Here is a 12,495-nt window from a genome sequence, read left to right as displayed (position 1 = left end):
TGTGCAGTTTCGCGTTGCCGTGCCGCCGGCCGCCCCTATGCTCGCCCCATGCACGAGGGCACCACCATCGCCATCGTCGAGGACGATCCCGACATCCGCGCCCTGCTCGCCGGCTACCTGGAGGGCGAGGGGTTCCGCGCCGTCGCCCTCGACGGCGGCGCGGCCCTCGACCGCCTGATCGCGGCGGGCCCCGCGCCCGACCTCGTCGTCCTCGACTGGATGCTGCCCGGCGAGGACGGCCTCTCCATCTGCCGCCGCCTCCGCGACGCCGGTGGCCCGCCCGTCGTGATGCTGACCGCCAAGGACGAGGACATCGACCGGGTCCTCGGCCTGGAGATGGGCGCCGACGACTACGTCTCGAAGCCGTTCAACCCGCGGGTCCTGCTGGCCCGGATCCGCGCGGTCCTGCGACGGGCCCACGGCGTCGGCGGCCAGCCGGCCGCGGCCGCCTCCGAGCGTCTCAGTGTCGCCGACCTCGTCGTCGATCTCGCGGCCCGCACGGTGATCACCGGCGATCCCGCCGCCGAGATCCCGCTGACCAGCGCCGAGTACGACCTGCTCCACTGCTTCGTCACCCGGCCGCAGCGGGTGCTCTCGCGCGACCAGCTCCTCGACTGGACCCGGGGCCGGACCGCCGACGCCTTCGACCGCACCATCGACGTCCAGGTCAGCCGCCTGCGGCACAAGCTCGACGCCTCGGGCAGTCAGGCCGCGTCCCTGCTCAAGACCGTGCGCAATGCCGGCTACATCCTGGCCGCCCCGGTCCGCTCCGGAACGCCGTGATGGGCCGCGTCGGGCTCCTCGGGCGCATCATGCTGCTCCTGCTCGGCGCCCTCTCCCTGCTCGTCCTCGCCACCGTGGCCCTGGATCACTGGCAGCGCCGGGAGGAGCGGCTGCCCGCGGGCTCGCGCTTCCCGCGGGTCGACCAGGCCGCCGGCATCATGACGCTGCTGCGCGACGCGGATCCCGCCCAGAGGCCGGCCATCCTGAAGGCGGTCAGCGGCGAGGTGCTGCGGGCCGAGATCGTCGACGCGCCGCCCGACACCGTCGACCTGATCCGCGAGCCCCGCCTGGAAACCCGGATCCGGCGGATGACGGCCGAGCCGGCCGACCGCGTCCAGGCCTACACCGATGCCGCCCTGCTGCGCCGCGGCGTCGATCCGGCCAACATCGCGCAGGCCGAGCGCACCGGGCCGGTCGGCCGCCTCGCGCTGGCGACCTACCGGCTGCCCGACGGCCGGTACGCGGTGATCAGCGCGGCCGAGCATCGCCGCTCGCTCATGCCGTGGCTGTTCGGCCAGCCGCTGAGCCTCTGGGTGGCGGTGCTCGGCGCCGCGGCGGCCGGTCTCGTCCTGGTCGGCACGCGCCACGAACTCGCGCCGCTGCGCCGCCTGACCGACGCGGTCTCCCGGTTCGACGGCCGCGCCCCGGAGCGGGTGAGCGCGCCCCGGGGGGCGCCCGAGATCCGGCGTCTCGCCCAGGCAGTGCAGGGCATGCAGGAGCGGATCGCCGGCCTCATGGCCGAGCGCTCGCTGCTGATCGGCGCCATCTCGCACGACCTCAAGACCTACCTGACGCGGCTGCGCCTCCGCGCCGAGGTGGTGGCGGAGCCGCTGCTCCGGGACAAGCTCGTGGCGGATCTCGACGCCATGACCGAGCTGATCGAGGCGTCCCTGGGTTTCGCCCGCGGCACCGCCGTCGAGGCGACCCGGGCGCCGGTGGATCTCGCCGATCTCGTCGCCGTCGAGGTGGCCGAGCACGCCGCCCAGGGCGCCACGATCAGCCTGACCGGCGAGGAGGTACGGGACGCCACCGTGGCCGGCGACGCGGTCGCCCTGCGCCGGGTCGTGGCCAACCTGATCGGGAACGCCGTCAAGTTCGGGCGCTCCTCGGTGGCGGTGGCGGTCAGCCGGGCCGGGACGGTCTGCCGGATCGTCGTCGAGGATGACGGGCCGGGCATTCCCGAGGCGGAGCGGACGGCGGTGTTCAGCCCGTACTACCGGGTCGAGCGCTCGCGCAGCCGGCAGACCGGCGGGACAGGCCTGGGCCTCGCCATCAGCCGGCAGATCGCCGAGGCCCACGGCGGCACGGTGGTGGCGGAGGCCGGCGCGGACGGCGGCGCGCGGCTCGTCGTGACCCTGCCGAGCCTGTCCTGACGGCGGGCCGCAACGGGCCCGCAACCGGCCGTTACACATCGTTACAGGACGGCGCTCCCCGGTCACATCCGGGCAGCGCGCGCCGACCAACCTTCGCTCACACGCCGCGGCGGATCCTCCGCCCCGGCGGCGGCGGCCGGCCCCGGGCCGGGCCGCCGGACCGAGCAGAAGGAGATCACCGATGCTGAAGGTTCTCGCTCCCGCCGCCCTCCTCGTGAGCCTCGCGGTGCCCGCCTCGGCGCTGCCGCTGGTGCAGGACGCCGTCTCCGACGGCGCCGACGGCGCCCGGATCACCCAGGTCTACGGCGGCTGCGGTCCCTACGGCCATCGCGGCCCGTACGGCGGCTGCCGCACCGGCGGCCAGTGGGGCGGCTACATCCGCGGCCGCTCGTGCCCGGCGGGCTTCCACATCGGCCCCTACGGCCGCCGCTGCTGGCCGAACTGAGACGCCGGGACGCTCGATCGCGTCCCCCGTTCCGCGTCCGGCCCCGCGGCCGGACTCCCGTGGAGACACTCCCGGAGTTGAGTCATGATCCGCACTCTCGTCCTGCCCGTGGCGCTCGCCGCGGGGGTCCTGTTGGCCGGCTCGAGCGCCGAGGCGCGCGACGGCTGCGGGCCCGGCTTCCACCGCAACGTCTACGGCTGGTGCCGGCCGAATCTGGGCTACAGGCCGTTCGTCTACGTCCCGGTCTATCCGCGCGTCGGCTACCGGTGGCACTACGGCTACCGCTGGCACCGACGCTTCGCGTGGGGCGGCGGCTATCGCTGGGGCGGCTTCCGCCATGCCGGCTGGCATGGGGGATGGCGCGGCGGCTGGCATCGGGGCTGGCACGGGGGCTGGCAGCACGGCGGCTGGCACCATCGCTGGTGAGCCCGGGGCGGATCCGGCCGCGCCCGTCCGCTACGGCAGGACCAGGCCGGAGGCCGCGTAGGTCAGGGCCGCGACAAGGGCCGCGGCCGGCATCGTGATCACCCAGGCGATCACGATGCCCTGCGCGACGTTCCAGCGGACCGCCGAGACCCGGCGCGCGGCGCCGACGCCGACGATGGCGCCCGTGATCGTGTGGGTTGTCGAGACCGGGATGCCGAAGGCCGTCGCGGCGAACAGCGTCGCGGCGCCGCCGGTCTCGGCGCAGAATCCCTGCATGGGCGACAGCCGCGTGATCTTCGACCCCATCGTGTGGACGATGCGCCAGCCGCCCATCAGGGTGCCGAGGGCCATGGCGGTCTGGCAGGACAGCACCACCCAGAGGGGCACGTGGAACGCCCCGCTCTCGCCGTGGGCGTAGAGCAGGGCCGCGATGATGCCCATGGTCTTCTGGGCGTCGTTGCCGCCGTGGCCGAGGGAGTAGAGCGAGGCCGAGACGAACTGCAAGCCCCGGAACACGCGGTCCACGGCGTGCGGCGTCGAGCGGACGAAGATCCACGAGACCGCCAGCATCAGCAGCAGCCCGAGGGCGAAGCCCAGGGCCGGCGAGAGGACGATGGCGGCGCTGGTGGCGATGACGCCGGGCCAGACGATCACGCCGACCCCCGCCTTGGCGATGCCGGCGCCGAGCAGGCCCCCGATCAGGGCGTGGGAGCTGGAGGACGGGATGCCGGCGTACCACGTGACCAGGTTCCACGTGATGGCGCCGCCGAGCGCGCCCATGATGACCCGGTCGTCCACCGTCGCGACGTCGATGATGCCCGAGCCGACCGTGCCGGCGACGTGCAGGCCGAAGACCAGGAAGGCCACGAAGTTGAAGAACGCCGCCCAGAACACGGCGTAGCGGGGCGCCAGCACCCGCGTCGACACGATCGTGGCGATGGAGTTCGCGGCGTCGTGCAGCCCGTTCAGGAAGTCGAAGACCAGGGCGAGGACGATGAGGACGACGAGGAGCGTCACGCGGCGACCTGCGGCTCAGACATGTTCGACGACGATGCTGCTGATCTGGTTCGCCACGTCCTCGAACCGGTCCATGACCTTCTCCAGGTGGCCGTACAGCTCGGACCCGACGAGGAAGGCCATGGGGTCCCGCCCCGAGGCCTTGAACAGGGCCTTCAGCCCGTCATTGTGCAGGTCGTCGGCCCGCCCCTCCAGCTCGATGACGCGCTCGGTCAGGCTGTTCAGCGCGGCGGCGTTCTCGCCGAGGGCGCGCAGCTTCGGCAGCGCCTTGGCGGTGACCTGCGCGGCCTCCTGGATGACCGCGCCCATCTCGCGCATCGCCGGCTCGAAGGTGGTCACCTCGAAGAGCTGGACCGCCTTGGCGGTCTTGAGCATCTGGTCGATGGCGTCGTCGAGGGAGCCGACCAGGGCCTGGATGTCGCCGCGGTCGAACGGGGTGATGAAGGTCCGGCGGACCGCCAGCAGCGCCTCGCGGGTGATCCCGTCGGCCGCGTCCTCGTGGGCCGCGATCGCCGCGTAGGCCGCCGGGACGGCCTGAGTCCCGTCGAGAAGGCCTCGCAGGGCGGCCGCGCCGTCCTCGAGCGTCCGCGCGTGACGCTCGAAGAGATCGAAGAACCGGTCCTCCCGCGGCATCAGGGCGCGAAACCAAGCCAGCATGGCGTGTCCGGATCGAGAGGTCGGCGCGGCGGCCGGGTGCGGCGGCACCCGGCAAGCACAACGGGCGAGAGCGCCGACCCGATCCGGGAGCCGGCAAACAATCTGCCGGCGGGGCGGCGCCGGCCGGCGCCGCTCAGCGGACCGGGCTGGCGGCGGCGTGGAGCCAGCCGAAATCCACCGGGTAGCCGAGCCCGTGCAGCATCTTGACCCGCTTCCAGGAGGCCGACCGCGCCGCGGCCGCGTCCTGCCCGGCGTCGATCTCGGCGCTCTCCATCTCCTGGAGCTCGCGGGTCAGCGACTCGCGCAGGCCTGCGGCCTTCATGTTGCCGAGCGCGGCGGTGAAGGCCTGCTCGGCGATCCGAACCTGATCACAAATCTGACGCACGCTCATCAGTACCGATCCCTCCAGCCCGGCGTGAACACTGCATTTCCGCAGTGAACAGGTAGCTATCACGCGCGCCGGCGGCGGGAGATGTACGTCTTTGGTGCAGCGCTAGTCACCGCATGGGGAGCAGGCCGGGGCGCCGCATCGTCCGCGGCGGACGCGCCCAGCGCCGCTTGCGCCCGAAGGTGCGGCGCGGATCGGCGAGGCGCGCGTCCATCTCCATCTTGCGACCCAACCGCGGCTGGACGCTGGCGCCGATCGCCACCAGCGCGGCCGAACCGATCAGCGCGACGAGTACCGCACCCCAGAACACGCTCTCGAACATCAGGCACTCCCGGTCTGGAGCCCCGCCGCGGACCGTTACGGACTGCGGACGATTTCTGATGAAGCTAGACCATTCCCGCGAATGTAATCAACGCCCTGTATCGCTGGGTATTCAACTGTCGACAACTGATTGCGCCCACCCGAGACATCCGCGCGCGTGACGGGCGTCCCGTCCTTGCGCGGGATCAATGCGCGCCCGGCCCCGGTCTCCCACGATCCCCGCGCCCAACCGGAGCCCGGACCATGCGCCTCTATCGCGTCACCTTCTACAAGACCGTCGCGGACGATACCGGCCACGAGCACCGGGTGCGGCAGCGCGCGATCCTGGTCCGGGCACAGTCGGAGGTGTCGGCCGTCTGGCAGGCCAAGGCGCTGCTCTGCGCGGGGGCCCGCGTGGTCGACTGGCGCCTGCGCGCCGACAGCTGCGAGGTCGCCGCCCTGCCGGCCGCCGCCTAGGTCGACCGGACCTGCCGGCGCCGGGAGCGGCCCGGATCCGCGCCGGCCATCGACGTCTCACCCGAGCCCGTCCCTCTCGCTTCCGGGACGTGCGGGTGGATCCGAGACGACGGGGTGAGGCCTCCGCGCTCGGCCTCGTGACCCGGACGGCGCCCCGGCCGAAGCGTCAGCGGGTGCGGCACCGCACGCCGCGGGACCGGGCCCGTCCCGCTGCGGCCCCATTCCGCTGCGACACGGCCCCGGTCGGCGAGGCGATCGCCAGCGCCCGCTCCCTCTGCCTCGCGGTGGCGGCGACGATCCCGACGCCGGACCCCGCTCCCCGCCGAGCCCGCCTCGGCGGGCCGGGCCGATCGGGGCGGATTTTACCAAGCGTTCATCCTCCGGGTGTCCGATCCGGAGGGTCACAGGCGGGAAAGCGGAAGCGATGCCGAGCGAGACGAACCGAGCGATTCAGGATGCCCCGGCGCAGGAGCCGATCCTGGAACTGTGGCGCATCCTCGCCCTGGCGCTCATCGTCGCGGCCGGCATGCTGTTCGTCCATCTGGTCGTTCCCGCCGAGGCCGACGCGTCGGCGGCACCGCTCACGACGGTCCAGAAAGCGGCCAGCCACAACCCGCGGTGAGGCGCGCGGCCCCGGAGGGCGACCGACGCGGCGCCTGAGCGACGCGGTCCGCTGAAACGGCGCGGCGGACGACCGGTCAGCCCGGACCGGGCATCACCCGGCGAAGCCTCGGCGGCGCGCGAGGCGCCGCGTCACTGCATCGGCAGCGGCACCGCCTCCACGGCGACGTCGCCGATGCCCCGGGCGGCGAGGGCCGCGCGCAGGGCGTCGGTCAGGCAGGTGCCGGCCGTGAAGGCGCCGAGCGCCGAGCCGTGCCGGTCCGCCTCGCGGGGGAGGGGGCCGATCAGCTGCACGACGCGCCGGGCGATGGCGGGCGCCGGGTCGATCCAGGTCACCGGCCAGGGCGCGACCGCCTGGAGGCGCGGCAGCATCAGCGGATAGTGGGTGCAGGCGAGGCAGACCACGTCGGTGCGCCGCCCGTCCGCCTCGGTGACGAAGCAGGGGGCGATCTCGGCGGCGAGGGTGGCGTCGTCCACCGGCGCGCCCGCGAGCTCGGTCTCCGCGAAGCCGGCGAGGTTCTGCGAGCCGACCAGCGTCACCGCGCAGGAGCCCGCGTAGGTCGCGATCAGGTCGTGGGTGTAGGAGCGCGCCACCGTGCCGGGCGTCGCCAGCAGGGTCACGAGCCGCGAGCGCGTCGCCTCGGCGGCGGGCTTGATCGGTGGGACCACCCCCACGAAGGGCGTCGTGAAGCGCTGGCGCAGCGCCGGGAGCACCAGCGTCGAGGCGGTGTTGCAGGCGATGACCACGAGGTCGGGCCGGTGGGTCGCGACCAGCCGCTCCATCACGGTGAGGACGCGGGCGACGAGGGTCGCCTCCGAGAGCCGGCCGTACGGGAAGGCGGCGTCGTCGCCGACATAGACGTAGCGGGCATCCGGGCGGGCGCGCCGCACCGCGTCGAGGACGGTCAGGCCGCCGAGGCCGGAATCGAACACCAGGATGGTCGGCTCTGCGGCGCAGCGCAGAGCGGCGGCGGACAGGCTGGCCCCGGCCATCAGATCGATCCGCATGAGAACCCCGGACTCCTCGAAGAGCGTCCCAAAATCTCGGCAGCGAGGGTTAAGGCGGTGTCACTGCGGCGAGAGAAAGACCCGTGATCCCCAACCCGTTCCGTTAACCGGCGCGCCGACGCGGCGAAGAGGCCCGGTGGGCCGAGCGGCGACCGCGCGCCGACCAGGCGCACGCGAAGCCGCCGCGTCCGCTCTTGCAGAGGTTGTCGGAACACGGCCGGAACATATCTTCTGCGCGCCGGCCGGGGTCGAGAAGACGGTTCTCGGTCAGGCCCGAAAAAAGGGATCATCGTCATGGCAGCGACAGCCGCACTGCGCCCGGACGAGAGACGCGACCCCGCGGCACCGGCCTTCCCGCCGCCGCACGTCACGGCCCGGCCGATCGACCGGGCCGCCTGGATCGCCGCCTACCGGCAGGTCCGGAGCGAGACCGAGCGCCGCGCCGCGCCGCTCTCGCCGGAAGACCAGCAGGTCCAGTCGATGGCCGATGCCAGCCCGACCAAGTGGCACCGGGCGCACGTCACGTGGTTCTTCGAGCAGTTCCTGCTGCGGGAGCACCTGCCGGGCTACGCGATCTACGACGCGCGGCTGCACTACCTGTTCAACTCGTACTACGTGGCGGCCGGTCCCCGTCAGCCGCGCATCCAGCGCGGCATGATCACCCGCCCGACCATGGCGGAGGTCGCGGCCTACCGCGCCCATATCGACCGGGCGGTCGAGGCCCTGCTGGGCCAGGCCTCCGAGCGCGCGCTCGAGGCGGTGCTGCCGATCCTGGAGATCGGCCTCTACCACGAGCAGCAGCACCAGGAGCTCCTCCTCACCGACATCCTGCACGCCTTCGCGCAGAACCCGCTGAACCCGGCCTACGACCCGGACTGGCGCTTCCCGAAGGCGGCGGCGCAGGCCGGCCAGGTCACCCTCGACCGCGCGATCGCGTGGATCGGGCATGCGGGCGAGGGGTTCTCGTTCGACAACGAGTCGCCCCGGCACGAGACGCTGATCCCGGCCGGCCGCCTCGACCGGGCGCTGGTGACGAACCGCCAGTGGCTCGCCTTCATGGAGGATGGCGGCTACGCCAAGCCGGAGCTGTGGCTCTCCGACGGCTGGTATGCCGGGCCGGCGGAGGGCTGGGAGGCCCCCGGCTACTGGCGCCGGGACGGGGAGGGGTGGGCAACCATGACGCTGGGCGGCGAGCGCCCGGTGGATCTCGACGCCCCTGTCACCCATGTCAGCTACTACGAGGCCGACGCCTATGCCCGCTGGGCCGGCCGGTTCCTGCCGACCGAGTTCGAGTGGGAGGTCGCGGCCCGCGACGGCGGCCTGCCGGACGCCTTCGGCCTCGTCTGGCAATGGACCCGCAGCGCCTACGTCCCCTACCCGGGGTACCGGCCGCTCCCGGGGGCGCTCGGCGAGTACAACGGCAAGTTCATGGCCAACCAGTTCGTGCTGCGGGGCTCGTCGGTGGCGACCCCCGAGGGCCATGCCCGGCTGCCGTACCGCAACTTCTTCTATCCGCACCAGCGCTGGCAGTTCACCGGCCTGCGCCTCGCCGACGCCGCCTGACGCGCCCCGGAGCCGCCCTTGACCATCAAGCCCACCTTCGCCGACGCGACGCCGGTCACGCTGGACGCGCCGCCGCTGAGCTTCCTCGACGACGTCCGCGCGGGCCTGTCCAAGCCCCAGAAGGCCCTGTCGCCGAAATACTTCTACGACGAGGCCGGGTCCGCGCTGTTCGAGGCGATCACGCGGCTCCCGGAATACTACCCGACCCGGACCGAGATCGGCATCCTCGACGCCTGCGGGCCCGAGATCGCCGCGCTGCTGCCGGCCCACGCGGCGCTGGTGGAGTTCGGCAGCGGCTCGACCGTGAAGCTGCGCCGTCTCCTGCGCCACCTCGACACCCTCGCGGCCTACGTGCCGGTGGACGTCTCCGGCGAGTTCCTGCGCGGGCAGGCGGAGGTCCTGCGGGGCGACTTCCCGGACCTGCGGGTCGAGCCGGTGGTGGCCGACTTCACCCGCGACTTCGACCTGCCGGACAGCCTGAACGGCCTGCCGCGCGCCGGGTTCTTCCCGGGCTCGACCATCGGCAACTTCGACCCGCACGAGGCCGAGGCGCTGCTGCGCCGGTTCGGGCGGATCCTGGGGCCGGGCGCCCACATGATCGTCGGCGTCGACCTCGTGAAGGACCCGGCGGTGCTGGAGACCGCCTACGACGACGCGCAGGGCGTGACGGCGGCCTTCAACCTCAACCTCCTGACCCGGATCAACCGGGAGCTCGCCGGCCGCTTCGAGCCGGGCGCGTTCAGCCACCGGGCGGTGTTCAACACCGACGCCTCGCGGATCGAGATGCATCTCGTCGCCCGCGACGCCCAGGCGGTGCGGGTCGGCGCCGACACCTTCGCGTTCGCGGCGGGCGAGACGATCCACACCGAGAGCAGCTACAAGTACACGCCGGCCACGTTCCGCGCGCTGACCGAGCGGGCGGGCTGGACGTGGCTGACGGTCTGGACCGACCCGGACCAGCTGTTCTCGGTCCACGCGCTCCGGCTGGACTGAGCGGGGCCGGGCGGGGCACGCGAACCCATGCGCTTCGGCCCGCGCTGGTTCCTGTTGGTGGCGCCCGCCCTGGGGGCCCTGGCGGGGCTCCTCTACGGGGTGATCTTCGGGATTGCCCCGCTGACCGGGACGGCGATCCGCGGCGCGATCATCGGCACGCCGATCCTGCTCTACGAGCGCCAGCTGCTGGCGCCGCGCCTGCGCGACCGCATCCGCGGCCTCGCGACGCCGCTGTTCCTGCTCGCCACCGTGGCGCTCTACATCGCGCTGATCGTGGTCGGGAACGCGGTCGCCAGCACGGTGCTGAACCAGCTGTTCCGCTTCATGTACAGCGAGCGGAACGCGATGCTGATGTCGCAGTCCGGCCTGCTCTACGCGCTCGGCATCTCGGCCCTGGTGGTATTCGTGTTCCGGGTCCGCGACCTGATCGGCCCCGGCGTCTTCGCCAACCTGCTGATCGGGCGCTACCACCGGCCGATCAGCGAGGAGCGGATCTTCCTCTTCCTCGACGTGACCGGGTCGACGCGCTTCGCCGACCGCCACGGCGACCGGGCGGCGCAGGCCTATCTCGGGCAGGTGTTCAACGCCCTGGCGCTGCCGGTGGCCCGCGCCCGCGGCTCCATCGACGACTACGTCGGCGACCTCGCGCTGGTGACCTGGACGATGGAGCGGGGCCTGCGCGACGCCGCCTGCCTGCGCTGCGTCTTCGCGTTCCAGGAGCGCCTCGCCGCCGAGGCGGAGAGCTGGCGGGATCGCTTCGGGCAGGTGCCGCAGTTCCGCGCCGCGCTGCATTGCGGCCCGGTCGTGACCGCCGAGATCGGGCTGGAGCGGCACAAGATCGCGTATTTCGGCGACGTCGTGAACACGACGGCCCGGCTGGAGGCCCTGTCGAAGACCTTGGGGGTCGACGTCCTCGTCTCGGCCGACCTCCTCGCCCGGCTCGGCCCTTTGCCGGACGACCTCGTGGCGGAGGATCTCGGCGCCCACGCCCTGCGCGGCCGCGCCGAGCCCTTGGAGGTGGCGGCGATCCGGCGCCGGGCCACCGTCGCGGCGCCCGCGCGGCCGCTGCCGCGCCGCGCCGCGACCGCGTGAACCGCCGCGGCGACGGGCCCGTCAGGCGCCGAGCGCCTTCAGCACCGCGCGGGCCGCGCGCTCGCCGTCGAGCGTCGCCCCGCCGACCGTCATGGCACCGCCGCCCGCCAGCGCCTCCCCGGCGAAGAACACGCGCCCGCCGACCGGCGCGCGCAGGCGGTCGCGGGCCTCCGCGTGGCCGGGCGCGGCGATCGAGTAGGAGCCCCGGGCGTGCGGGTCCGTCCACCAGCCGGCGAGGCGCCCGGCCTGGACGGCGCTGCGGGCGCCGCCGCCGAGGACCGCGACCAGGCGCTCGGTGGCGAGCGCCACCGCCTCCGCCTCGCCGGCCCGGCACAGGTCGCGCGCGAGGTCGCCGCCGAGATTGGCCACCGCCAGGGACCGGCCGAAGGGCTGCATCTCGAAGTAGATCGTCGGGCCGCCCGTCGCCACCGAGACCGCGTCGCCGAGGTCGGCGCCGTCGAGGCGCGCGGGGTCGAGGCGCAGGCCGATCTTGGTGTAGGCGCCCATCGACAGGCCGTCGAGCGCCGTCCGGGCGGCGTCCGGCAGGTCCGGCGCGAACGCCACGGCCCCGGCCTTCAGCACGCCGACCGGCACCGTGACGATGGCGGCGGCGGCCGCGATCGTGCCCCGCGCCGTCTCGACCCGGACCCCGCGGCCCGACCAGTCGATCGCCCGCACGGGGCAGTTGAGGCTGACCGGCAGGTCGGCGAAGTGCCGCGCCACGAGGTCGCCGTAGCCGTCGATCCAGAGGTCGGAGCCGGACCAGAGCCGGTCGTAGTCCACGGCCGAGACCCGCTCGGGATCCTCGCCGAGGGAGAGCCGGCTCAGGCCGGCCGCCGCCAGGGCGGCGTCGGGGCCGCCGGCCCGGGCCGCCTCCGCCAGGGACGGGTCGCCGCCCTTCGGGGCGAGCAGCGCGTCGAGGCCGGAGAAGCCGGCGCGCCGCTGCGCCGCCTCGGCGACGGTGGCGGGACGGCCGTCGACGACGAGCCGCCGCGCCCAGCCGTCCTCGCGGGCGACGTGCGCCCCGGCCGCCCGGGCGATGGGCGCCCAGGGATTGCGCTCGGCCCAGTGGATGTACTCGGCGCCGGCGTCGAACCGGCACGCGGCGCCGAGCGCCCGGTCGGTGAAGGCGCGGCCGCCGATCCGGTCCCGGGCCTCGACGAGGGTGAAACTCTGCCCGGCCGCCCGCAGGAGGGCGGCGGCCGCGAGCCCCGCGGCCCCGGCGCCGACGACGACCACGGATCCGCCGCCGGCGCGGGCCCGGAGGGCCGGCATCGCCAGGAGGGGGGCGGCGAGCATCGATCGACGGGTCGGTGTCATGGGCGCGCCCGCTCGGAACCGTCTCCGGAGGC

The 12,495-nt window shown here is 73.9% G+C and carries 15 protein-coding genes; 9 read left to right on the top strand and 6 right to left on the bottom strand.

Annotated elements, in window-relative coordinates; all coding sequences use genetic code 11:
• The first annotated feature begins 48 nt into the window (after positions 1–48).
• The 4 genes from ACLBX8_RS28515 to ACLBX8_RS28500 all read left to right on the top strand — a co-directional run bounded on the left by ACLBX8_RS28515 (position 49) and on the right by ACLBX8_RS28500 (position 3,027).
• Entirely contained in the window at positions 49–783 is a 735-nt protein-coding gene (locus ACLBX8_RS28515; RefSeq protein WP_354455823.1) for a response regulator transcription factor, read from the top strand.
• Complete coding sequence (locus ACLBX8_RS28510; protein ID WP_447697504.1) at positions 783–2,156, top strand: sensor histidine kinase; 1,374 nt, start codon at positions 783–785, stop codon at positions 2,154–2,156. Before ACLBX8_RS28515 ends, ACLBX8_RS28510 begins: the two co-directional genes overlap by 1 nt.
• A 181-nt stretch (positions 2,157–2,337) precedes the next feature.
• Positions 2,338–2,601, top strand: a complete 264-nt coding sequence (locus ACLBX8_RS28505) for a GCG_CRPN prefix-to-repeats domain-containing protein (RefSeq protein ID WP_447697503.1) — start codon at positions 2,338–2,340, stop codon at positions 2,599–2,601.
• An 84-nt stretch (positions 2,602–2,685) separates the two neighbouring features.
• Complete coding sequence (locus ACLBX8_RS28500; protein ID WP_447697502.1) at positions 2,686–3,027, top strand: GCG_CRPN prefix-to-repeats domain-containing protein; 342 nt, start codon at positions 2,686–2,688, stop codon at positions 3,025–3,027.
• A 30-nt stretch (positions 3,028–3,057) separates the two neighbouring features.
• Here the strand turns inward: ACLBX8_RS28500 and ACLBX8_RS28495 are convergent, their stop codons facing one another.
• The 4 genes from ACLBX8_RS28495 to ACLBX8_RS28480 form a co-directional block, all read right to left on the bottom strand.
• A complete protein-coding gene (locus tag ACLBX8_RS28495; protein ID WP_020095831.1) occupies positions 3,058–4,044 on the bottom strand; it encodes an inorganic phosphate transporter in 987 nt (328 codons plus the stop codon).
• Between the two features lie 15 nt (positions 4,045–4,059).
• A complete protein-coding gene (locus ACLBX8_RS28490; protein ID WP_447697501.1) occupies positions 4,060–4,701 on the bottom strand; it encodes a DUF47 domain-containing protein in 642 nt (213 codons plus the stop codon).
• Positions 4,702–4,834: 133 nt separating this feature from the next.
• Positions 4,835–5,092 carry a hypothetical protein gene (locus ACLBX8_RS28485; protein ID WP_042673854.1) on the bottom strand — a complete coding sequence of 86 codons (258 nt, stop codon included), beginning with the start codon at positions 5,090–5,092 and terminating at the stop codon, positions 4,835–4,837.
• A 106-nt stretch (positions 5,093–5,198) separates the two neighbouring features.
• Positions 5,199–5,411, bottom strand: a complete 213-nt coding sequence (locus tag ACLBX8_RS28480) for a hypothetical protein (RefSeq protein ID WP_020095828.1) — start codon at positions 5,409–5,411, stop codon at positions 5,199–5,201.
• A gap of 242 nt (positions 5,412–5,653) precedes the next feature.
• Between ACLBX8_RS28480 and ACLBX8_RS28475 the strand changes: the two genes are divergently transcribed.
• A complete protein-coding gene (locus tag ACLBX8_RS28475; RefSeq protein WP_427509305.1) occupies positions 5,654–5,866 on the top strand; it encodes a hypothetical protein in 213 nt (70 codons plus the stop codon).
• 424 nt (positions 5,867–6,290) lie between these two features.
• The gene (locus tag ACLBX8_RS28470; RefSeq protein WP_447697500.1) at positions 6,291–6,488 is read left to right on the top strand and encodes a hypothetical protein; all 198 of its coding nucleotides are present in this window, start codon (positions 6,291–6,293) and stop codon (positions 6,486–6,488) included.
• Positions 6,489–6,619: 131 nt separating this feature from the next.
• Here the strand turns inward: ACLBX8_RS28470 and murI are convergent, their stop codons facing one another.
• On the bottom strand, positions 6,620–7,495 hold the full coding sequence (gene murI, locus ACLBX8_RS28465) for a glutamate racemase (RefSeq protein ID WP_447716195.1): 876 nt from the start codon (positions 7,493–7,495) through the stop codon (positions 6,620–6,622).
• Positions 7,496–7,789: 294 nt separating this feature from the next.
• Between murI and egtB the strand changes: the two genes are divergently transcribed.
• Genes egtB through ACLBX8_RS28450 form a run of 3 tightly spaced genes read left to right on the top strand, consistent with a single transcriptional unit; the run spans position 7,790 to position 11,143 of the window.
• On the top strand, positions 7,790–9,058 hold the full coding sequence (gene egtB / locus ACLBX8_RS28460) for an ergothioneine biosynthesis protein EgtB (RefSeq protein ID WP_091679828.1): 1,269 nt from the start codon (positions 7,790–7,792) through the stop codon (positions 9,056–9,058).
• 18 nt (positions 9,059–9,076) lie between these two features.
• Positions 9,077–10,051, top strand: a complete 975-nt coding sequence (egtD, locus tag ACLBX8_RS28455; RefSeq protein WP_100253524.1) for an L-histidine N(alpha)-methyltransferase — start codon at positions 9,077–9,079, stop codon at positions 10,049–10,051.
• Between the two features lie 27 nt (positions 10,052–10,078).
• Positions 10,079–11,143, top strand: coding sequence for an adenylate/guanylate cyclase domain-containing protein (locus tag ACLBX8_RS28450; RefSeq protein WP_447716194.1), 1,065 nt, complete (start codon positions 10,079–10,081; stop codon positions 11,141–11,143).
• Between the two features lie 21 nt (positions 11,144–11,164).
• Here ACLBX8_RS28450 and ACLBX8_RS28445 read toward each other — a convergent pair whose 3' ends face one another.
• Positions 11,165–12,463, bottom strand: a complete 1,299-nt coding sequence (locus ACLBX8_RS28445; RefSeq protein WP_447716193.1) for a flavin monoamine oxidase family protein — start codon at positions 12,461–12,463, stop codon at positions 11,165–11,167.
• Positions 12,464–12,495: the final 32 nt, after the last annotated feature.

The sequence above is a fragment of the Methylobacterium sp. D48H genome (assembly GCF_053345715.1).
Note: the sequence above shows the minus strand (reverse complement) of the source record. Positions and strands in the feature narration are given on the sequence as shown.